The sequence below is a fragment of the Methanosarcina acetivorans C2A genome (genome assembly GCF_000007345.1).
Lineage (GTDB): Archaea > Halobacteriota > Methanosarcinia > Methanosarcinales > Methanosarcinaceae > Methanosarcina > Methanosarcina acetivorans.
In genome coordinates this window covers 1,775,691-1,798,278 of the sequence record NC_003552.1, presented here as the reverse complement: position 1 = coordinate 1,798,278, position 22,588 = coordinate 1,775,691, and the positions used below count along the sequence as shown (strand labels likewise).

Sequence of the window (22,588 nt, the reverse complement as noted above, 5' to 3'; positions counted from 1 at the left end):
CCTGTTCCGTGTGTGGAATTAAAAAAAGCTTAAGGATGTGATTTTTGGTGGCGAGAGAAGTCTGGAACACCAGAGTTGGATTTATTCTTGCAGCAATAGGTTCTGCAGTCGGCCTTGGAAATATCTGGAGGTTCAGCTACATGGCATATGAAAACGGAGGAGGAGCTTTCCTGATCCCGTATTTCATCGCCCTTCTGACTGCGGGTATCCCGCTTATGATACTTGAGTTCGGACTTGGAAGCAAGTTTCTCGGCTCAGCTCCACTTTCATTTAAAAGGGCGAAAAAAAGTTTCGAGTGGATAGGCTGGTGGGGTGTAATTGCCAGCTTCATAATTACGACTTATTACTCCGTAATCGTGGGCTGGAGCCTTGTATACCTTTTAAAAGCGTTCACTCTCGGCTGGGGTACGGACACGGGAGCTTTTTTCAATAACGAACTGTTACATGTTTCCGATTCTCCCTGGAATTTGGGGAGCTTTTCCTATCCGGTCCTTATAGGGCTACTGGCTACCTGGCTGATTATCTGGGTTGTCGAAAAAAGAGGTGTGCAGGCGGGAATCGAGAGGTCAAGTAAAATCTTTATTCCTCTTCTCTGGGTTCTTTTAATCGTGCTTGTTTTCAGAGCAATAACCCTTGAAGGCTCAATCAATGGAATAGAGTGGTACCTGAAGCCGGACTTCAGCAAATTAACAGACATAAAGGTCTGGCAGGCAGCCTACGGACAGGCGTTTTACAGCCTGAGTCTTGGTATGGCAATAATGATTACCTACTCAAGCTATCTTTCAAAAAAGAGTGATATTGTAAACAACGCTTTCATTGTCAGCCTGGCAGACGGAGCTTTCAGTTTCACAATGGGCTTTGCGATTTTCGGGACTCTCGGCTACATGGCTTATGCCAAAGGGCTCGGAATTGAAGAAGTGGTGGCCCAGAGCATAGGCCTTGCCTTTGTGGTGCTGCCAGAAGCCCTTAACATGCTCCCGGGATTAAAAGCCCTCACCGCAGTTGCTTTTTTCCTTTGCATCGCTATAGCAGCTCTTTCTTCCCTCATATCCCTCGTGGAAGCTTTTGCCTCCTCAATAATGGACAAGTTTGAGGTGAAAAGGGGCAAGGCAGTTGACCTCACAATCGGCTTTGGGCTGCTCTTCAGCCTTATCTATGCAACCAGGGGAGGGATTTACTGGCTTGATATCATAGACCACTTTATCAATACCTATGGACTGATCATAGTGGGAATCCTCGAAACCGTTGCAATCGGCTGGATCTACGGTGCAGATAAGATAAGGGAATGGGCCAATAATTATTCGGATATCATGGCAGGGATCTGGTGGGATGCCTGTATAAAACTGGTAATTCCGGTTGTCCTGCTGTACATCGTTTTTGTAGATACCCGGTCAAACCTGGCTGCACCCTATGAGGGTTACGATCCTGCAGCTATAATGATCGGAGCCGGAGTAATTGTCCTTGGAATTCTCATCTCTATCCTTACGCCTTTTATCAACAGGGAGGTGAAGTAAAATGTTGCTCTCAACAGGCAGCTTTCTGATGGCTGTTTTCGGGTTCATAATCCTTTACGGAGGGCTGGGACTCTGCCTGAGCATAGCCCTGAGAAAAAGGATGCCATGAAAAGAAAGGTGGATAAATAGAATTAAAGTCAACTATCCAAACAGGACTAAAATTAAGATTACATAAACAGGAATTAAGATTACATAAACAGGAATTAAGATTACATAAACAGGAATTAAGATTACATAAACAGGAATTAAGATTACATAAACAGGAATTAAGATTACATAAACAGGAATTAAGATTACATAAACAGGACTAAAAGGTTGTTCGGTTAATGGTTTTTCAGTCAAGATTTGATCATTTACCCGCTCCTTTTAGTCTTTACAATTCATTGTTTTTCTGAGGGTATTATTTTTTTTACTGTAACATACCCGGTCTTTTTTGCTGTTACTACCAATATCATTCTTACTGGTCAATGTAAATATATCTCCCTGCCCATGTAGGTGTGAGCTGCATTCATGGCATGAAGTTGCATTCATGGAATGCGGACTGCTTCGAGCAAAAGAATGTAAGTGAAGTTGAGTTTTAAATAAGAAATGGAGAAGAAAAGGAGGTGACCTCTCAAATCTTCTCAGCCCGGAAAACGATAGACCCTTTTTTCGTCCCGTTTTCGGAATAGTTTGCCGGAACTTTGAGCACGACTTCAACGTTCTTGACAGTATTGTTTGCAATTACTTCTGAGAAATCAGACCAGAAAAGAGAGGAGAGATAAAGCCCTTCGGAAAAAACCGGGTCAGAAGAATCTCCAACATGGGCAGTAACTCTCACATCACTTTTTCCTGTGTTTCTTATGTTCAAAACCTGAGGGCTGCTGGCCTGTCCGGGGAGCATGGTCCCGAAATTCAGGCTGCTCAGGCCAAGCTCTATCGAAACATCGGATGTTTTGTTTGCTTCAGGTGTTCCTATTGTTACTGCAAGGTCAACTGAGGGTGTTGAAGGAGGTTCGGCAAGCGGGAGATAGTCGAAGTCGCTTCCGTTGACATTATAAGCCAGGTCGCAGATCCCATCCGAGTCAGAATCTTCAGTGGTCTGTGAAAACCCGGTTCCGTTAAGGTCAGCCCAGAAATTTCCCCCCAGATAGGAGCCGCCCACAATATTTTCTCCCGAGGTTTTCGTAGTGTTCCAGGTGTTTCCTTCACTGTTTTCAGCCTTTACATTTACAGTGTTGTTAAAGTAGTTGTTGTAGATATGGTTGCCGGTACTATAGTCCAGCAGGATCCCTGATTCGTTACTGGAACTTATCCTGTTGCCGAACAGTTCGTTATCGTGGCAATCTTCTCTCAAATAGATACCTTTGCTACTGTTTGAAATTGTGTTATTATACACTCTGGCATCAAAGACTAAAATCAGGTAGATCCCGTTCTCGCAGTTCGTAATCCGGTTGTCACGAAGGACGGTCCTTGCCTGAGTGTCATACACATCAATTCCGTTACTGCAATTTATGACCTCATTCTTTGAAACAAGATTGCCTCCTCCGCAGCAGGCAATGCTTATCCCTCCGCCGTTTGAAAGCCTGTTCTGGAACATTATATTGTCCCAGCCGTGCGCGCCAATGATGATGTTCCCCCTGTCAATGGAATTGTTAATCACCATATTCTTGTTGCACCCTTCATCAAACCAGATACCGTCTCGGGAAAAGTTATTCTCCGAGATCGTAATGTTTTCGGAGCTCTGGAGGTACACTCCATAACGGTTTTCGAAAATATTGTTTCTTTCGACCGTACAGTTTTTAACCTGATCAAGGCAGACCCCTGCCGAAGGACAACCAGCCCCGTCCCATCTGGAGACAAAGATCTCTCCTGATTCGGAGGAACCGTAAGCCTGTATGGCTTCCGCCCCTGAAGTCCCGTTAAGTCTTTCCGAGCTTCTCGTGATAAAAGAATTTGTGACCCTTGCAGCCTCAAAGGAACTGAAAACCTCACCTGACCCGGTTATGTTGAAACCGCTGATAGTTACATTATCTGCTTTAACCTGAAACACGCTGGAATTTGCATCCTTCGACCTGATAAGTACGCCGTCAGGGCTTTCAGGTTCCGAACTGACTGTTATCCCTGAAACATTGACAATGATATTTTCCTCATAGTCCCCGGCTTTCACAATAACAAGGTCTCCGTTTGTTGAGTTATTTACGGCTGCCTGAATTGAAGCTCCGGGTTCCACATAAATAACTTCCGCATTCCCTGCACCTGCGGAAACAAGAAGCAAAGCAATAGCTAGCGTTGCACTCATTAGCCTGGTAAAGCAATTTCCGATAAGTATGATCTTCAGAACTATCCCCTCCCCGTACTTTGCACAGCCCCGAAGGTTCTGGATTGGATAAATTTTGAACCGACAGTTCCTGTGCATAATGACTATTATTTATTTATAATACTATCAAATTCATTACTATATATATCAACTGTCTTTTAAAAATGGATTAAGGATCATGAAAGTTGTCGGCATCAGGGTTCAAAGATTTCGTGAATAGGGGGCAGGGGTATGAAAAAACATGAAAATACCTGGCTTCCTATCATCTGCTCAATAATGTTTTTTGCGCTGGCAAACGGGACTCTGCTGGGGCCTGTGCTTCCCGAAATGCTGGCCCCTCTGAAGACTGCGGAGCAGGATATCGGGATGGTAGTTGCGGTATTTACTCTTGCAACGGCGCTTTTTACCCCGGTCTTCGGGATGTTCGCGGACCGTTTGAGTCGAAAAACCCTTCTAATCCCTTGCCTTGTGCTCAACGGGTTTTCGGGGCTTGCATGTTATTTTGCTCAGGATTTTGAAACTCTCCTTATCTTCAGGTTCGTGCAGGGGATCGGAGCTGCGGGGATGCTGCTTCTTGCCCTGCTCCTTATCGGAGATCTTTATCCCGGGCATGAAAGGGTTCATGCTACAAGCAGGGTGGGTATGACTTCCGCTATCGGGCTCGTAAGCTTCCCGGTGCTGGGGGGCTTGATGGCTCTGAAGAGCTGGAACTTCCCTTTCCTTTTCTACGGACTTGTCCTGCCTCTGGCCGTTTTTGCTTCGATATTTCTGCCGGGTGGAAAAGGACTTGAAGTCCCCTCTGAAAAAAGATATGGAAAGAAAATAGATGAAAAAGGAACCCGATTAAGCGGAACAAAGATAAATGGAACAAAGATAAATGGAACAAAGATAAATGGAACAAAACTAAAAGGAACCAGGTTAAGCGGAACTAAGTTAAAAGGAACCGGGATAAACAGGAAAGTAAATAACGGGAATGAAAAGAACCGGAAAAAAAGTTTATCCGAACTTTTTTCCACACTCAGGGATTTCAAAGTCCTTTATGCAATATTTCTGGGGTTTGCGATTTTCTTTCTCCTCTTTGTCATAGTCATATATCTGCCTTTCAAACTCAAGACCGATTTCGGGTACACGTCAAAAGAAGCAGGGTTTGCCCAGGGGATAATCGGGATAACCGTTATTTTTGTTTCAAGCCGTGCAAAAGGGCTTTCCCTCAAATATTCCCTGTTCTCTCTTACAGGTGCAGGTTTTTTCCTGACGGCCCTGACCTGTGGAATGATCGGGCTTGTACATTCTAAAGTTTTACTGATCCTCCTTTTAATGCTTTTCGGAGTCGGAGGCGGGCTTATCCAGATCATGGGGGATACCCTGATACTCCAGGTCGCCCCGATAGCTTCAATGGGGAGCACTGTTTCCCTGTATAATTCCATGAAGTATGCGGGTCAGACACTTTCTCCTGTCTTTTTCGGTTTTATGCTGGTCCGTTTCGGACTTAAGCCTGTTTTTCTTTCAGGGGCAGGATTCGGCTTTGTGGTCGCCGGGATGTGCTGGCTCCTGAAGGGCAGATTAAAGGCAGAACACGAATATGCGCATGTGGAAGAGCATTCAAAAGGAAAGGATTCCGCTCTGACTTTCAAAAATGATTGATCTATGATTGATTTATGATTGATTTATGATTGATTTATGATTGATTTATGATTGATTTATGATTGATTTATGATTGATTTATGATTGATTTATGATTGATTTATGATTGATTTATGATTGATTTATGATTGATTTGTGATATTCTTGATACCATTGAAAGTTGTCAAAGTTTTATTTAATGAGTTGCTTCCTGAACTGAAAAAAGAGATTGAAACGACACTGAAAGAAAAAGACTTCAAATGAAATTCCACATTTTCAACTGAGGCAGTTTTCAATAGGTGATTACTTCAAGCCCTGGAACTCTTTTGAAATGCTCATCTCTCGTAACTATCTGCTCTTCCTGAAGCAGCGTAATTGCTGCTATCAGTTCATCAAAAGCCCCAATCGGCTTGCCTTCCGAAAGTAACCGAGCCGAAAGGGAAGCAAAGATTTCATAGACCGGTTCTTCAAGCTCCAGAACCTGAAAACATTCCAGAAGCTTCTTGATTTCTTCCAGATTTTGATACTTTTTTCTGAACAGATAAGCTCCCCGGTACAGTTCAAGGACATTAATTTCGGTCGTGCTTAAGGGAACTTCTTCAGCTTCCATTTCAGCCAGTTTTTGATGGGCTTCCGGCTCTCCCCTTAAGAGGGCCACAATAAAAGAGGTGTCAAGCACCGGCATTTCGATCAACTCTCCGGATCAATCTCCCTCATTTTTTCCGCTCTCATTTCTCCTGACACTTTTTCGATTGCATCAGCAAGTTCGGGATTCGGACCTATTTCTGCGAGCACTTCAGAGAGCTTTCTTTTTTTGGGGTAGTACCTGAGAATCACATCAGAGAAGCTGTCTTTTTCCGAGCTTTTGAGGCTTTTGAGCTTCTCGTAGGCCTCTTCGCTTATGCTGATTGTTCTTGTTGGCATAGTATTATCTGTGTATGTATGCGTATTTAAGAATTTTCAGTCTCCCTTCAACCAGTAAAAATCTGGATAAAACACTATATGTCGGGATATAAGTCCGCTTTGCTCTCAGACTCCTTGTGCAAATATATACATTTTTTACAATCCTTTTACGATCCCTTTTGAGATCTCCAGATCATAAAATCAACTCTATGGTATCCCTGCTCATGAAAGGACCAAAGAAGGATTAAAACTCTAAGCAGCTTGTTCCTGTTTTCTATCCCCTTAAAGCCTATCATAAAGCTTTACAACATCATCAAAGTCGATTAACCCGTTGTTGCTAAAATCAAAGAAAGCAACAAGAGCATTTTCTTCTATCCATCCCATGTTATCATAGTATGCCACCACATCATCGAAATCCAGTATTCCGTTTCCATTGACATCCTCATAGAGGCCGTCCTGATCCAGATCTGTTGGTGGATTTATGTAGCCAGGGAACACACTTAAAGTTCCTGAATCTGTAAAGGCCTTAATGCATACATTTGTATTCAAGTAATATGCAGTTATATCTTTCCAGGTACTTCCGTCACCACTGATAAAACTCTCTCCTGGATTTGCTGTTGCTTTACTACTCCAGTCTGCGTAAGGCATTTCTATGGCAATCGGATATCTGGAGTCAGGTGTCGTAAGCTTCAAGACTACGGAGAATTTTTGATCGGCTTCAAGCTGAATTTCGGAATCCAGAGGGACTGTGTGATAGCCTGCAACTGGAATTGTCCCGCTCTTTGAAAGAACCGGGCCTTCCCGGCTTAGAGGACCGGATTCAGGACTAGTATAAATATAGATTTCATAAGCACAGTTTGAGTCCGTTGTATAGAAACTGACGGATTCGAGGGTTTCATCAGATTTTGCAGCAAAGATGTTTGCACACCAGGCAGTAGGGTTGTTGTAGCCCACGTTCAGGACCCATCCGAGGGGGTCGTACTGATAAATATTTTCATAGTTATCAGTGTTTTCAGCCGTAAAGACTGCATTATCATTTCCTATGTTTGAGTCATAATAGGAAACATAGAAATATCCATTATCACCCCAGTATGTACCCCAGCTATTTTTTACGATAAATGCCCCATTTCCGGGCGGAACGCCGGAAAAGTTGTTTTTATCATAATTGTCATCCCAGCCCACAATGGATACAGCGTGGTTAGAGATTGAAGACCCATTATAGTAATAGCCGTATCTGGAAGAATAATAACTGGAATCATCAAAGTACATTGAGGTAGATAGGGCTCCGTACTGCAGGATAGCAGATTTTATCATGGTATTATCCAGAGAACTCTCTCTGTTGGGAATAAAAAGTACATCCTGTACATGTTTCTGTACAGGTAAGTTCTCAGGGGATACCCTGCTATAGATGGAGTAAGGATCAGCTGTTTCTTCCACGGGTCCGCTCCAGTGGGCCAGATAGGCAGTTGACATGAGTGAATTTCCTCCATCATTTGGATCACGGTCGAAACCCTCCGGGTATGCGGAAGAAAGAAGGTTTTTCATATTATTTTCAGAAAAGTCCCGGTTTTCTTCAGGCATTAAATATGATTCCAGAGACCCACTGGTTGCAAATGTCCAGCAAGCCCCTGATTCCCCCTGGTATTTTACAGATGTAACTCTGTTCAGGGTACGCAGGTCATAGTAAGCTGGTGCGGAAATCTCGAGTGTGGAAATTTTGCTGAGATCACTAAGATCCACCGGTGCGGGTACAAAGCCTTTTTTATGCCTGTTCGAAGAAGCTAAAGATTGGGTGTAAACTTTGTCTGCATGGTATTCGGTAAAGTCCGGGTTTTCCGGTGAAAGTACGGGCTCTGTTGCCCTGGTCTTCCCTGAAGATCCCGCGACTGCCATTGATATCGATGAACCCATTATCATAAATAGAAGCAAGAGTCCACTGAAAACAAATGTTTTCTTCTTCATGTTTACTCTGTTTTTTGTGTTGATTTTATTCTTCATGCCTATCTCCTGTTCTGTTTTCTTCGATAGCCTTTCCATATCTCAATTTGCCTGTTCAATACATATAGAAAAATATCTGAACTACTGTCATAAATTATTCCAATAGTTAAAAAGCGAAACTTGGATATAACAGTTTTATTTTTGTTAAGATGTTGAAGAAATATCTTGACTAAATTGAATGGTTATGTAATCTCTTTAGAAAGAAAGTTAAATTTACGAGATATTCTCACACGAATAATCTTAATCCGTTTCTCAATCTTTTGTCCCACGCTTGAGCGGGCTGAGAATAGATCTGTTTGAGGAGTGAAAACTAAGAAGTAGTTGCATTGGGCAGTTAGTTGGAAAACTTCAACCACATAAAGCAGAAGACAGAAAGGCTCGAAAACAAATCAATAAATAAAATCAGTAAGCAGAATCCACCTAAACTAAGGAAAAAAAATAAAGCCGCAAAATGCAGCTTTACCCAATGTTACTGTGAGTGTATTTCATCTCAATCTGCTCCTTTTTACAACATAGCATATTTGAAAGAACAGGACATAGAGAAAATACAATGGGTCTTCAAACGAAAAAGGTAAAGAAAGAGTTTCTGTGTAAGCTGCTTCCGGAATTTTTTAAGTCACGGGAATATGTAGAACTTGCATACCTCTTCGGTTCGACAGCCGAAGGCACAGAAGGGCCGTTGAGTGATATTGATATAGCTGTGTACCTTTCCGGTAAACTTACAAAAGGAGAACGGATAGAAAAGCGCCTGGAACTCATGGGAGAACTTTCATCTTTCCTTCAGACCGATCATGTAGACCTTCTTGTGATGAATGATGCTTCACCTGTTATTAATTTTGAAGTCATAAGACCCAATGTGCCGTTATTTGTTAGAAACGAAGACCTGAAACTGGATGTGGAACAGCAAGTAATGTCCAGATACTTGGACCGGAAATATCATGAAGATTTTTTGAACAGGAAGTTGCTGAAAAGAATCAGAGAGAGATATTGAGAAGAAAAAGACAGAGTGAAAACTATTTTATAATATTCTTTTCATCTCTTCAAAACTAATAGTTTTCTCGTTACGTCTTTCTGCAACGATAGCCAGATCGTGGAGATCCTCTTTCATTTTTTCATATTCCTCTATAGGAAGAATAATAGCCACTCTTTCCCCATTTTCATTAACCACGTATTGTTCATGCGCAACGGTCACATAATCACCTTTTTCAGAAATTCCCTTGGATCTACTTTATATCCATTTATCTTCCTTTCAGGTATAACCTTTTTTCGTCTATTAAACAGACTGGTAGGATAATTATGAATTTGACTGCAAGCTTATGTTTTTGATACTACTTAAAAAATTGATGATAAAAGAAATTTTATGCGGGTAACCCAAACCCGCATTTCATGCCAAATACACTATGCATCTAAAAAATACCTTAAAATGCTTACTTGCTCGTTTTATCTTTTTTACTGTCCTTTTCAATCACCGCTATTACATCGCTCCCTTCTAAACTTGCCATGTCTGAAAAAATTCCATTATTATACTCCACTTTACTCGTTAGAGTAACTGTAACTTCTCCTACTTCAAGGACGGCTTCAACTTTTTCCCTGTCAAACTTGAGCATTCTCGCAAGGATCTGGTCTCCATCAAAGTCCTGAAGGTATTCGCTTTCATTGGTAACGAATTTGTACTTCAGGTCCGTAAATGCCAAAACAGTGCCATTCAGGAGCGCACCGGATGCATTGATTCCGGCGGCATCATCTTCTCCTTCAGGAATTTCACTTACGCTGATCTGAACCTTAAGCGTTTCATCGATATTCTTGCTGTTTACATGGTAGGGTACTGTTTCTACAACATTTCCAGGCATCGTTTGTATTAACCGACAGGGAATAGTAGCCTACTGAAGAAGGAACGACCACTGGACGATCCAAACTCGATAAAACTTATAGGACTTACGCACTTGAAATGTAATATCAAACAAATGCGGAGTCGTCAACATTTTTCTGATTTATACAATTAAGTCTTTTCCGCTTGTGGTTTTCAGCTCAACTGCGTAAGTCCTAACTTATTCATATTTTTTATCCCTTAAAGCATATCAAACAGAGTTACAACATCATCAAAATCAATCAACCCGTTTTTGTTATAATCAAAGAACTCAAGCGGCACATTTTCTTCTATCCAGTCCAGGTTAGCGAAGTATGCCACCAGATCATTGAAACCCAGTCTCCCGTTTCCATTGATATCCTCGTAGAGACCATCCTTATCTGGGTCTGTCGGTGGATTGGTGTAACCAGGGAAAACAGATACTGAAGCATTAGTAACGGTGATATTAAGAGTATCATTCCCTGTATCACCATTCTCACCAGTGACTGTTAAAGTAACTTCATAGGCTCCAGCATCCTCATAAACATGAGAAGGAGTCAAAGAACCGGTAGTATTGGTTCCATCACCAAAGTCCCAGTGGAACGAGTAGGTATGTAAACCGGAAGCCGTAAAGTTTCCTTCAAAGTTCACGGTTGTTCCTTTCTTAACAGTCTGACCAGGGCCGGCTTCAACAATTATAGGTGCATTTTTGGTTGTTGCAGTCAGGTTGACCCATGTCTCATTCACATTTCCGTAGGTATCCACCGTGTGCGTACCGATCGTGTATTCTGTTTCGGGTTCTAGGCAGGTGGCGTTGAAGAATTCGGTGGAGGTGTTGGTCTGGAAGATGTTGTTTAGGTAGATTTCAGTGCGGTTGAAATCGGGGTCTGTGGGATTGGTCCAGGTCCAATTGATCCAAGTTGTGCCATTGGTGGATTGGAGATTGGTGATGCTGGAAGGTGAATTGCTGCCAGTAAGAATAAAGTAAGCAATTCCAGATCCCGTCCCACCATTAATGTCTCCAAAGGTGACTAGAACAGAATATTTTTCGCCAATAATTAATTCAGGATGATCCGCTGTGTAGAAATCAACAGTATAGTACCCTTCATCCGAATTTACTTGGACACCACTAGTGGTGTTGAAACTCTCAATAACTGTTCCCGTAGAATTTTTGATTAACACATTAACTTGGTCATCAAAAACTAAATCGCCGGTATCGGGGTTTCTAGCTGTAAATTTGATGGGTAAGATATCCCCTTTTATGAAACTTAAAGTATCTGCGTTTGTAAGTGGAGGTAGTAAAGAAACATCGTATTGTTTAGAGACTTCAATACTGTATGTTCCATCGAGATTTTGGCTATATACGACTGAATGTTCATTTTGTGTCCCTGGAGCAATATGCTCAGTTACTTTTCCTGAGTAATCATTCCCATTTTCATCAAAATAAAATCCAATGAGGTCATAGGAATCGATAAAGTCCCCCGTAAGATCTGGATTTTGATACATATATTTAGCATTTGCATAGCTGTCTACCACATATTTAACATTAACATCTTCAGGAACAATTATCCATTCACGCTCATTTGGTTGAAGTCCAGAAGTTCTAGCTCCAGGAATCTGAACTTCATATTCTCCAGTTTCATAATTCATTCCTACATGATTTCCATCGTCTGTATAGGCATGCAATGACAAAGTTGGGTTGACGGTATAATTTAATGGATACGGGAAGAGCAAATTATAAAATATCGTGTTTGTCATTTGTAAAATTACACCTTTTAACCCTATTTCGTTCTCTAATTGCACGTTTATTTTGGCACTGTTTCCATCAGGAACGTCAACGACACTAAAATTGATAAATTTTAAGACTATGTCTATTTCTTCTTTATCATAAGAATAAAACAAATCCTCTATTGAGCTGACTTCGTTGTAAAATGTAGGTTCATTCCAATTGTTTTCAAGATTGCTATTTAAGACATGAACTGTATAAGTGTCAGTTTCATTTTTACCTGTCAACGAGTTAGTAGTTGTGTGCAAGGTACTGCCATTAGTAGCTGTATATATCACAATAACCCCATTTGGATTATCTTCATTAACTCGATTTTGATCGTTATTTAAAATACTATCATGCCCAATTGCCCTTCTATACTCAAAAATGTAAAAGTCGTCAGAATATTCATTTGGTTTAAACTTGATTACCTCATCTCCAAAATGTAAACTATCAAGTGGATATATCTCATAATCTTTGAATTCAGTTTCTTCTTTAAAATTTAACCAACCAGAATTAACTTTACTAAATGAACTCATACAAGCATAGTTATCGTGCATTACATCCCAATTACTAACATTTGAGCCTCCCCCAGAACTAGGGTATAGATCCTGATTGATTAAATGATGTAATGAACCCATTTGATGCCCTATCTCATGGGCAAGAACCTCTTCATCATAGTCAGAACTGATTGGAAAAACGATCCAATTTTCTGCGCAATCAAAACTTCCATCATTATTTGATGTCACAGAATCAATCGGAATTGCTTGGGCTGAACCTAAATAAACTGGTACATGTTTATATTCTATCCCCAATGGAGAATCCGGTGAATCAATCCATTTCCATGTGTAACTTGGTGCATAAATAATCAGATTAATATCAAAATCAGAATAGTCAACATTTTCATCTAGGCCGTCTATGACATCCTTTGCAAATTCATAGGCTGAATTATTATATGAGAAATTATGTAAACCATCAGAGATCTCATGCCTTACATGGTTGTCATTGTACCATTGAATATCATGAGGAACTTGAAACCAGTTGCCATTATCTGCTACTTGGAAATTAAGGGATATAGTACCATATGAATTCTCGTTGTAGTAATCGGTGATACCTTCAAAGTATCCATCAAATTTTTCTATATCGCCTTCGCTCTCATTATAGGCATACATCACATTTACATTAACAGGCGCTGTATTTTTAAACCTTATAACTTTATCATATACCTCTCCTGTATCTGTATTCTTATTACATCCATTGCCCGTTTCTCCAACCACACCGCAAGAATCACTCCATAAAATTGTTTCACTTATTGAATCATTTTGCATTAATTCAAATTTGTAAGTCCAATCTCCCCCTGCATTGGTAACTTTAAACTCGATGAAATTATCTCCTCTTGGTTCGTGAATATCAACCCATCCACTATCTCCATAGTACGTGGCATTTTTGATATAATGACCATTTACCCAGATTTCTCCTAGGTCATCGATATTTGAGACCCTTACATAGTATTTGCACCTTTCATCAAACTCTCCCAGATCAGTCATCTTTGAAAAGTTATAACTCGCCGTACTTTTTCCCAGAACTTCTCCAGTATTTACATCTTCATACCAGAATTCCCACGTGTATGTCCCTTCGGGCTCTGTACCCGTCATTTTATAGATATCCCAGTTCCAGGTATTCGTTTCTGCGTACCAGGGATCTTCTGTGAGAGGTTGCTTTTCGTCAGAGAAATATAGGGGGTTGTCGGGTAGGAATGGGTCAACACGGTATGCATATTTTTCAGTTCCATCTGGCATTATCATTTTTACATAGGTGTTGACGGTGTGGTCATCTATAATCATATTAGTATTTACATATCCTTTTAATGTGTCTCCAGCCTCAAATTCTGATGCATGGCTTTGAGTCTGCTCCATATGGTTTACTGTATCAAAATAAGTTCTGTCAAAGTAAAGTTCTATGTAAATTTCACTTGTCAGATAAGCTTTGTACTTTCCTTCTGCTTCATTCCATCCGATGTTTCCGTTTTCAAATTCGCAATAGCAATGTCCATTTTCGTCGATTTCCTTTTGATCCGTTATCGGGAATCCTAACTCGCTCGCAGTTCCTCCTATTTCCGTATAGAGCTGATCCAGTTCGCCATAGGTCATATTAGTGTTCATATAATGATCTCCACTACCATGCCAGTGGAGGTGACCATTTTCAAAATCGCTTACTCTACCGGTTGTGCCTTTGAAGGAAGGTACAGCATCCCTTTCATCGCTTGTTACAAGCCCCAATACACTATCAGCATAACCAATGGAACCCCATTTTGCAAAAATAGCGCCATGAATCTCAAATACATTCCCTGAAGTGATATTATATTCAAGAGACCCGTTCTCAGTTCCATTTGCAAAGAGTTGATAACGGTAATCTGTATTCTTACTTGAAGTCCTAATCTCAGACATATCGCCTATCGGATAACCAAGAATACCTGCTCCATACCCCAGTTCCCTCCATTTTGTAAACAACGGATTAAGAACTGCATATGCCTCTCCCACATGTGGACCATTCTTGAAACATTCTATTGAGCCATTTTCGAAATTGACGTAGGAACAGTAATTTCCATCTTGATCCTGTTCACCATTCAATTCTCCTTTACCATCTGGCTGTCCGAATGTTGTGGAGCCTTTAAGTGCATAATATTTGTCAATTATTTCCTGGGAAATGCTGATGTTGGGTCCTGATGGAATAGAATCTAATGTCTTACTTGAAACATTAATTACTTCATCGAAACTTCGTCCGTTCCACTCAAGGGCTTCGGGGGATGTGAAATAGCGTTTCTCTCCATTTTCGATGAGGTAAACATCTATGCCGTCTTTTGCTCTGAAAAGTAAACCTTCATAACCCAATTTTACATCGTAAGTTCCCGTAGAATCGTTCCAATCAATAATCCCGCCTTCAAACACGCAGTAGTCGTGACCATCTTTTTCTCTCTGGTCAGTTATCGGGAAACCCAGATCACTTGAAGTCCCTCCCAGGTTAGTATGAACCTCATTTAAATACCCTGATGTGACAAATGCTTCCCCTCTATAGGGATGTTCCTCATTTTCGCCTTCCTTATCACTGATCCAATGAATTGTTCCATTTTCGAATTTGCTGTATCTTCCAACAGTCCCAAATGGTGATGGTGCCGCCTCATATTCATCAGTTGTTACAAGCCCCAATACACTATCAGCATAACCAATGGAACCCCATTTTGCAAAAATAGCTCCATGAATCTCAAATACATTCCCTGAAGTGATATTATATTCAAGAGACCCGTTCTCAGTTCCATTTGCAAAATTCTGATATCTAAACGGCGTCTCAAATTTCGAATTCTGAACTTCAGACATATTATCTATAGGGTAGCCAAGAACACTCTTGCCATATCCCAGTGAAGCCCATTTCGTGTAAAGGGGATTAAATATCGCATAGGCTTCTCCAGTGTGGTCTCCATTCTTGAAACACTCAATGGCACCATTTTCAAAATTAACATAGGAACAGTATGTTCCGGCACTGTCTTGATCCCCAACCTTTTCCCCCTCTCCTGATGGTGCTCCAAAAATAGGTTCACCGCCAAGCGCGTGATATTTGTCAATTATAGGTTGACTAATGCTGATGTCTTCTCCATCAGGGTAATTCTGGAGGATTTCGCTTGTAACGGATATTATATTGTCAAAACTGTGTTCATTCCATAAGAGAGCTTCAGGAGAAGTAAAAAGATGTTTCATGCCGTTTTTAATAAGATATACATCTGAGCTGCCTTCTACCTGGACTAAAGATCCATCTATTAGTCCTTGATCTTGGATATCAGTTCTCAAAATCACAAGACCATTATCACCATCGGCTACGTATATATAATTGCCACTGACTGCAATGCCCTTTGCATTTCCATCAGTATCATAACTACTTGCAAGGGTTGGTGATGTTGGATTGCTGATATCAACGATAACAAGACCTTTATCACCATCGACTACGTAAGCGTAATTGCCGGAGACTGCGACGCCCCTTGTATTTCCATCAATATCTTCAGTATCGTAACTGCCTACGCGGGTTGGTGATGTCGGAGTGCTGACATCAACAATAAAAAGGCCAGTAGTATAATCGGTTATGTAGGCATAATTGTCGGAGACTGAAACACTATATGCATAACCAGTATCATAACTGCCTACGAGGGTTGGTGATGTTGGGGCACTTATGTCAACAATAACAAGACCAGCTCCAAAAGCAACATAAGCATATTTGCCTGATACAGCAACATCCCATGCATCACCACTATTATAACTGCCCATGCCTGCGAGGGTTGGTGATGTTGAGGTACTTACGTCAACAATAACAAGACCATCGTGAAGATCGGCTACGTAGGCACAATTGCCGGAAACTGAAACACCATATGCATAACCAGTATCATAATTTCCTTCAAGTGTTGGTGATGTTGGGGCACTTATGTCAACAATAACAAGACCACTGCTATCATCGGCTACGTATACATAATTTTCTTTTACAGTAATATCATTTATCACTGATGGAGTAGTCACTCTTCCCATTTCTGATAGATTTGATAGATTGGATGCGTCACTAATGTCCAGTATAACAAGCTCATTTCCCTGTCCTATATATGCATAATCCCCGGAGACTGCAACATTAGAAACATCTCTACCAAGGTGACTGACAAACTCCACATTTACATCGTCAGCTATTGACGTCCCTGTAATCATCACCAAAAAAACAGCAAGTAAAGGTAAACAAATTATTCCTCGATTTATTCTCATCAAACTATACACCCCTTATTTTCAACAGATCAAGTATACAGAACACATTCAGTATTTTATCAGAAACCCTACCAGATTTTTTTGCGAAAAAAATTAGACTAACCATTCCAATTTTTATCATTCAAATTCAAGTCCTCAAATTATGAAAGCAAATTTCCCTTTCAGCCTCGCCTTCACACTTTATTACTTTCAAGAATTGTACCAACAGTAGACATATAAAAAATATGTATATAATATGTAAAATACTATTTAATGTTTGGGAGCTGTATATATAGATAAACATTTCCTTTTTTTACAAATATATGATAAAATATGATATACAAGATGAAATATGTAAATTAAATAAGAAAAAAATGGATTCTTGTATGTGCGTATATAACTACAAAAGAGTATTTATGAAAAAAATAATTTACAGAGATATAGATAACCACTCAAAAACACTAAAAAAGAACAAAATCCGGGACCTGCAGTTCCACCGAGAAAACTCCTGTTTTGTCTCCGCAGAGGGCGCATTTGCCTTTTCTGCACGAGGGCTGGTTTTTGTTTGCTTCCAGGTAAGTTTTCTGGGCGGAATCGAGGCAGGTCTCACAGAGATCTTTCCAGACTCCGTTGGGGTAGGCGAATTTGAGGAGGGGGCGGACGACTCTGACAAGGATACAGTCTGGTTTTGGATTCAAAAGTGACAATTCAAATAATCAAAATAGACAAAATATATTAAAAATATATAAAAAATTTTATGATACATTATTTTGATTAAGAGATATCTGCAAATATTGGCGTCATGACAATTAACCCTGTAACATATTTTGGGATATTGGATCAACATAAAAGGTTTCAGAGTCTATAAGTGATCTAAACTTAAATTACCGGGACCCCGGGTTCAACCTTTGATAAAAAACTGGCTACTTTAATCTCTTCTAATATGTTGCCTGCCCTCAAGCGTATTATTTGTGCTCTCAGGCCCAGATGATACTCTAACTTCAGTCATAAAGCCTGCACTGTTACCTTGTAATGTATTATTATGAGAATTCCCCAGTGTAATATCAAATGAGTATCCAATTGATTTGACGGTATTGTCAAGAAGTTTGTTATTATTTGAATCTTCAAGACCAATGCAGAAATAGTCATCTATAACTGCATTTTTGCTCAGTTCGTTGTTTGAAGAATTTTCGAGGCGTATACCATCCCAATTTCTCGATACATTATTACCTGTTAGCTTGTTGTTATTTGAATTTCTAAGAAGGATCCCGTTTCTATACTCCTTCCCATAGAACCAATTATGACTCACCTCATTATTTTTCACGATATTTCTACTGGAGTCTCTCAAGTAAATTCCACGCCCATTTTGAGATGCATTGTTATTTTCAATTGTAATGTTTTCGGCTTTTTTCAGGTAAATTCCGTATTTGTCAGAAACCAGTTTATTGCCAACGATAATGCCACCAGATCCGATATAAAATATGCCTGCCTTGTCTGTTCCCGTCACATTAAACCCGCAAATTGTTACATTGTCAGCAGCTACATAGAATATATCATCTTCCGGATCCGCAGCCTGAATTTTAGTCTCAGTTGATTCTCCAGGCTTTGAAATTATGATGAGAGATTTGTTCACAATCAAATTTTCCTTATATAATCCCGGATAAACAGCAATAATATCGCCGGAACTTGAATTGTCTATTGCCTGCTGGATTGAATCTCCGGGATGTATGTAGACATTTATTGAATCATCGCTAATATTATCGAGAAAATTGCTTCTTGAATTATTGCTGAAATTGTCAGAAAGGTTATTTATTGGATTATTGTCAACATTATCCGAAAAATTATTGGGATGTATCCAGGATGTAATTACAGAAATTGTAGAATCAATGAAAGATTTATTTTCTATATCCTGATTTTTAGTCTCATTCTTAGAAGTACGATTGGGAGAATCATCTGGTAAATGATCCATATCTGAATTCCCAATATTACCTCTCAAAGTGTTGTTATCTGAGCCGGCAAGTTCAAAGCCGTGTTTCCTGTTTGAATTTGCAATGTTATCAGTCAGAATGTTATCTCTTGAGCCCCCCAGATCAATTCCTGCATACCTGTTTGAATTTGCAATATTATTGTTTAGCAAACTGTTACTGCAATTGAATAACTTAATTCCATCACTATTGTGATTTGCAATATTTCCAGTTACTTCATTTTTTATAGAAGAACTTAAAGCTATACCATTATCTTTATTATTATTTGCAGTGTTGTTGTTCAGTTCAGTGTTATCCGAATCTTGAATCTCAAATCCCTGACCATTAAAATTTGCCACATTGTTATTTAAATAATTATCAGTGGATGCAACTATTGCAATGCCAACAATATTATTAACTGCAATATTGTTCAACCCGGTGTTATTATCTGAGTTAACCAGAACGATTCCAAAATAGTTATTTGATAGGATATTGCTGTCATACCTTGAATCGCTTGTATTATGTAAAAAAATACTCTGGATGTTATTTTTGAGAACCTGATCTTTTATTGATATGTTCTGGCAGTTGATACAATAAATAGCCCCGGCATTTGAGGCCGAATTTAAAGTAACATTCGAAACGTTTACAAGATAATAGATAGGTTTCCCATTTACAGTATTGGTAGTATCGATATTGTTTTGCATACTCGCATTTAGATACATAGTATCAATCGCAAAATTATATGTGTTATTAACCATCGTGTTATTAATGAGCGTATTGTTGCTGGCAAGCTCGCTGTCGTTTGGAGATAATCGGATTCCTGCCCAGTTATTGTCTGATGCTGTGTTATTGATCAGCATATTGTTGTTAGCATTCCAGAGATGGATTCCTATCTCATTAGCCTGTAAATGGTTGTTTGCAATAGTGTTATACTGCACACTGTCCAGATAAATTCCACTTCCTGAGCTGGAATTTATCAAACTAAAACCTTTGATGGTCACATTGTTCGCAGTTACATGAAAGATGTGATCACCTGGACTAAGAGCTTGAACGATTGTATCTTCCGGATTTCCCGACTTTGAGGTTATTGTTAACTTCTTATCTACGTCTACGTTTTCGATGTATGTTCCTGTATTAACGAGTATTATATCTCCGTTATTAGAATTGATCACGGCTTGCTGTATAGAGGTATAATCTCCTTCTCCACCGCTATCAACAGTAATCATATTCGCTGCAACGGTGCTTGCATATATTATCAGAAAAGAAAACGCGATCATAAAATAGGTTTTAGTTTTCAGTTATGTCACCTTCTCGGGTGATTCATTATTGGCATATTAATATTAGGACTTCCGCGGTTGAACTGATGAAACAATGGACCCTAAGCCCCAAGCTGTCTAAAAAACTATTTTGATCACAAAGTCTATTGTACTTGATTTTATACATCAGTATGGGAATCCTACAAGAAGCTTTCAATTTCCCAGGGCTCTCATATAGTATGAAAAATTTGCTTTTTTCACAAAACGGTATGATTTTTTATTATAAAGTATTTATGGCCAAATCATCAAACTATTTAGTATGATACTGTTTTTTAATGAATGTTCATACTAAATAATAAACAATTGAGATAATTAATCAAGCAACCAGAAATAATAGATTAATGCACCTGTCTTTCCGCAGACGTTACCTAAACATGAATGCTTTTTCTGATATTGTTTTTAGAGCAATTTTCATAAATTTCGGGTTGAGATTATCTTAGATCTCAATTGTTGCTACCAAAAAACAAAAAGGGAAACCTTACTGAATATATAAGGTTTAATGAATGAGTGAACGGAGAAATACAAGTTAAAATAATCAAAATAGATATGGAAAAAACGACATCGAGAAAGATAGTGGAATTTCTCAGACATCTGAAGAAAGTGGGATATACAGTCTTGTAAAAAAACATATCTATAAGTCTGAAAATGGATGAGCAAAATAAGGACATTCAAAAAAGAGAAAAAGAGAAAAAATAAGAAAAGAAATAAAGCCGCTTTTAATAAGCAGCTTTGATTTCACTTAATGATATCCATGTTCCATCTCAATTTGTTCCTTCTTATGCCTGATATATGCCTCATCGACTCCTTTCAGGCACCTGTAGCAGAGATCCACATCTTTCTTGACTATCCCTTTTGAGAAATCCGGGACCTGCAGTTCCACCGGGAAAACTCCTGTTTTGTCTCCGCAGAGGGCGCATTTGCCTTTTCTGCATGAGGGCTGGTTTTTGTTTACTTCCAGGTAAGTTTTCTGGGCGGAATCGAGGCAGGTCTCACAGAGACCTTTCCAGACCCCGTTGGGGTAGGCAAATTTGAGGAGGGGACGGATAACCCGGACCGGGATGACGGTCGGGATTGCTTTTCCGCATAGGTCGCAATCTGTCATTTCTCATACCTCCTTATACCAGTACCATTGCTGCTTTCATAGCCAGTTCCACGAAGGGTTCGGGCCAGATACCCATTACCAGCACGCCTGCCACTGCAACCAGAAGGGCGGCTGCATATGGGAAAGGAACGCTGACGGATTTACCCTCGGGGGGCAGGAAGTACATGTATCTCACAAGCCGTGCGTAGTAGAACAGGGAAAGGGCACTGTTCAGGATCGCTATTACTGCAAGCCAGGCCATGCCCGCCTGGATGGTTGAAGAGAAGAGCACGAACTTGGCCATGAAACCTGCAGTCGGGGGAATACCTGCGAGGGCAAAGACGAAGACCGTCATGGAAAGGGCTGCAAGAGGCATTCTTTTTCCGAGGCCCTTAAAGCTGTCCAGGTGGTCGGGGACATCGAGGTTGCCCGTCTTTTCCTGGCTCACCATCCAGACCACGACTCCGGCTGCAATAAAGGCTCCTGCTTTCATAAAGGCGTGGGCAAGAGCGTACATGATGCCTCCTCCGAGGGCCACAGGGGTCATAACGGCAAAAGCCATTGCAATGTATCCGGCCTGGGCTACGGAAGAGTAGGCGAGCATGCGTTTTACGCTGGTCTGGGCAACTGCGACTATGTTTCCGAAGGTCATTGTTGCAACTGCCAGGATAGTAAAGATAAACTGCCAGTCAGGCTGTAGGGCCACAAGAGCCACAATGAAGATTCTGAAGGCTGCCACAAAGCCCATCTTCTTGGACCCGGCTGCAAGCAGGGCGGAAACGACCGAGGGAGAACCCTGGTAGGTATCCGGAGCCCACATGTGGAAGGGCACAAGGGCCATCTTGAAGCCGAAACCTGCAATCAGCAGCACGACCGCTACAAGCCCGATCGGGTTTTCTATAAGGAGCCCGGGGTTTGCAGCAATCAGGGGGATGCTGGTAGTGCCGGTTGCCCCGTAAACAAAGGAAAGCCCGAAGAGCATGAGGGCTGCCGAGACCGAACCGATCACGAAATACTTCATGGCTCCTTCAAGAGACCTCGGGTTCTGCTTTTCGTAGCCTGCAAGGGCGTATGTTGCAAGACTTGCCAGTTCAAAGGCAACGAAGAGTACGACCAGGTCGTTTGCAGAAGCTACGATCATCATCCCGAAGGTTGCAAAGAGCATCAGGGTGTAGAACTCTTCTGTGTGGTCACTGTTCTCATTGTACTTGATTGCAGCAATTGAAACAATCAGGGCAACTACCAGGAAGACCAGTTTGAAGAACTGGGAGAGGGCATCGATATTCAGAGCTTCTGAGAAGATTGAATATCCGACCTGGAAGCCCTGCATCGTCAGGAGCCCGAAGCTTTTAACCGTCAGGAAGAGGGCTGCAAGGATTCCCAGGGTTGCCAGGTAACCAAGTATGTTCTTGGCCCGGGGGGACAGGAAGACTCCGGCCAGAAGTACGACCAGGCCGGTTGCAACCACCACGATTTCAGGTGCAAGATACATTAATTCGTCCATTTT

At 40.7% G+C, this 22,588-nt stretch carries 15 protein-coding genes; 4 read left to right on the top strand and 11 right to left on the bottom strand.

What is annotated here, in order from left to right:
• Nucleotides 1-47: 47 nt before the first annotated feature.
• Both MA_RS07885 and MA_RS26690 read left to right on the top strand, forming a co-directional pair.
• Complete coding sequence (locus MA_RS07885) at nucleotides 48-1,514, top strand: sodium-dependent transporter (RefSeq protein ID WP_226990850.1); 1,467 nt, start codon at nucleotides 48-50, stop codon at nucleotides 1,512-1,514.
• 1 nt (nucleotide 1,515) lies between these two features.
• A complete protein-coding gene (locus tag MA_RS26690) occupies nucleotides 1,516-1,623 on the top strand; it encodes a MetS family NSS transporter small subunit (protein WP_157860129.1) in 108 nt (35 codons plus the stop codon).
• 504 nt (nucleotides 1,624-2,127) lie between these two features.
• On the opposite strand, the gene MA_RS07880 is transcribed toward MA_RS26690, so the two are convergent.
• Nucleotides 2,128-3,912 (bottom strand): right-handed parallel beta-helix repeat-containing protein, encoded by a 1,785-nt coding sequence (locus MA_RS07880; protein WP_011021531.1) that lies wholly within the window; start codon nucleotides 3,910-3,912, stop codon nucleotides 2,128-2,130.
• Between the two features lie 132 nt (nucleotides 3,913-4,044).
• Here MA_RS07880 and MA_RS24445 point away from each other — a divergent pair, with 132 nt between their 5' ends.
• Nucleotides 4,045-5,457, top strand: a complete 1,413-nt coding sequence (locus tag MA_RS24445) for an MFS transporter (RefSeq protein ID WP_011021530.1) — start codon at nucleotides 4,045-4,047, stop codon at nucleotides 5,455-5,457.
• A 271-nt stretch (nucleotides 5,458-5,728) separates the two neighbouring features.
• Here the strand turns inward: MA_RS24445 and MA_RS07865 are convergent, their stop codons facing one another.
• The 3 genes from MA_RS07865 to MA_RS07855 all read right to left on the bottom strand — a co-directional run bounded on the left by MA_RS07865 (nucleotide 5,729) and on the right by MA_RS07855 (nucleotide 8,337).
• Nucleotides 5,729-6,121, bottom strand: coding sequence for a type II toxin-antitoxin system VapC family toxin (locus tag MA_RS07865; RefSeq protein WP_048066227.1), 393 nt, complete (start codon nucleotides 6,119-6,121; stop codon nucleotides 5,729-5,731).
• A 5-nt stretch (nucleotides 6,122-6,126) separates the two neighbouring features.
• Entirely contained in the window at nucleotides 6,127-6,360 is a 234-nt protein-coding gene (locus tag MA_RS07860) for an antitoxin VapB family protein (protein ID WP_011021528.1), read from the bottom strand.
• Between the two features lie 261 nt (nucleotides 6,361-6,621).
• Nucleotides 6,622-8,337 (bottom strand): lectin like domain-containing protein, encoded by a 1,716-nt coding sequence (locus MA_RS07855; RefSeq protein ID WP_157860128.1) that lies wholly within the window; start codon nucleotides 8,335-8,337, stop codon nucleotides 6,622-6,624.
• Between the two features lie 550 nt (nucleotides 8,338-8,887).
• Between MA_RS07855 and MA_RS07850 the strand changes: the two genes are divergently transcribed.
• Entirely contained in the window at nucleotides 8,888-9,328 is a 441-nt protein-coding gene (locus MA_RS07850; protein WP_048065140.1) for a type VII toxin-antitoxin system MntA family adenylyltransferase antitoxin, read from the top strand.
• Nucleotides 9,329-9,355: 27 nt separating this feature from the next.
• Here MA_RS07850 and MA_RS25210 read toward each other — a convergent pair whose 3' ends face one another.
• From MA_RS25210 to fpoN, 7 genes are all read right to left on the bottom strand, one after another.
• A complete protein-coding gene (locus MA_RS25210) occupies nucleotides 9,356-9,529 on the bottom strand; it encodes a type II toxin-antitoxin system prevent-host-death family antitoxin (protein WP_083755892.1) in 174 nt (57 codons plus the stop codon).
• Between the two features lie 235 nt (nucleotides 9,530-9,764).
• Nucleotides 9,765-10,187, bottom strand: a complete 423-nt coding sequence (locus MA_RS07845) for a hypothetical protein (RefSeq protein WP_011021525.1) — start codon at nucleotides 10,185-10,187, stop codon at nucleotides 9,765-9,767.
• A gap of 218 nt (nucleotides 10,188-10,405) precedes the next feature.
• On the bottom strand, nucleotides 10,406-16,687 hold the full coding sequence (locus MA_RS24440) for a PKD domain-containing protein (protein ID WP_162013074.1): 6,282 nt from the start codon (nucleotides 16,685-16,687) through the stop codon (nucleotides 10,406-10,408).
• A gap of 494 nt (nucleotides 16,688-17,181) precedes the next feature.
• A complete protein-coding gene (gene fpoO, locus MA_RS25205) occupies nucleotides 17,182-17,418 on the bottom strand; it encodes a F420H2 dehydrogenase subunit FpoO (RefSeq protein WP_226990791.1) in 237 nt (78 codons plus the stop codon).
• Between the two features lie 230 nt (nucleotides 17,419-17,648).
• On the bottom strand, nucleotides 17,649-19,910 hold the full coding sequence (locus tag MA_RS24435) for a right-handed parallel beta-helix repeat-containing protein (RefSeq protein WP_162013073.1): 2,262 nt from the start codon (nucleotides 19,908-19,910) through the stop codon (nucleotides 17,649-17,651).
• Between the two features lie 829 nt (nucleotides 19,911-20,739).
• The gene (locus MA_RS07820; RefSeq protein ID WP_011021521.1) at nucleotides 20,740-21,102 is read right to left on the bottom strand and encodes a F420H2 dehydrogenase subunit FpoO; all 363 of its coding nucleotides are present in this window, start codon (nucleotides 21,100-21,102) and stop codon (nucleotides 20,740-20,742) included.
• 13 nt (nucleotides 21,103-21,115) lie between these two features.
• Nucleotides 21,116-22,585, bottom strand: coding sequence for a F(420)H(2) dehydrogenase subunit N (fpoN, locus tag MA_RS07815; RefSeq protein ID WP_011021520.1), 1,470 nt, complete (start codon nucleotides 22,583-22,585; stop codon nucleotides 21,116-21,118).
• Nucleotides 22,586-22,588 lie beyond the last annotated feature (3 nt).

Bases quoted from the DNA above. Each gene is read 5' to 3' on its own strand.
- MA_RS26690 (WP_157860129.1), top strand. From the start codon at position 1,516: ATGTTGCTCTCAACAGGCAGCTTTCTGATGGCTGTTTTCGGGTTCATA.
- MA_RS07880 (WP_011021531.1), bottom strand. From the start codon at position 3,912: ATGCACAGGAACTGTCGGTTCAAAATTTATCCAATCCAGAACCTTCGG.
- MA_RS24445 (WP_011021530.1), top strand. From the start codon at position 4,045: ATGAAAAAACATGAAAATACCTGGCTTCCTATCATCTGCTCAATAATG.
- MA_RS07865 (WP_048066227.1), bottom strand. From the start codon at position 6,121: ATGCCGGTGCTTGACACCTCTTTTATTGTGGCCCTCTTAAGGGGAGAG.
- MA_RS07860 (WP_011021528.1), bottom strand. From the start codon at position 6,360: ATGCCAACAAGAACAATCAGCATAAGCGAAGAGGCCTACGAGAAGCTC.
- MA_RS07855 (WP_157860128.1), bottom strand. From the start codon at position 8,337: ATGAAGAATAAAATCAACACAAAAAACAGAGTAAACATGAAGAAGAAA.
- MA_RS07850 (WP_048065140.1), top strand. From the start codon at position 8,888: ATGGGTCTTCAAACGAAAAAGGTAAAGAAAGAGTTTCTGTGTAAGCTG.
- MA_RS07845 (WP_011021525.1), bottom strand. From the start codon at position 10,187: ATGCCTGGAAATGTTGTAGAAACAGTACCCTACCATGTAAACAGCAAG.
- MA_RS24440 (WP_162013074.1), bottom strand. From the start codon at position 16,687: ATGATTACAGGGACGTCAATAGCTGACGATGTAAATGTGGAGTTTGTC.
- MA_RS24435 (WP_162013073.1), bottom strand. From the start codon at position 19,910: ATGATTACTGTTGATAGCGGTGGAGAAGGAGATTATACCTCTATACAG.
- MA_RS07820 (WP_011021521.1), bottom strand. From the start codon at position 21,102: ATGACAGATTGCGACCTATGCGGAAAAGCAATCCCGACCGTCATCCCG.
- fpoN (WP_011021520.1), bottom strand. From the start codon at position 22,585: ATGGACGAATTAATGTATCTTGCACCTGAAATCGTGGTGGTTGCAACC.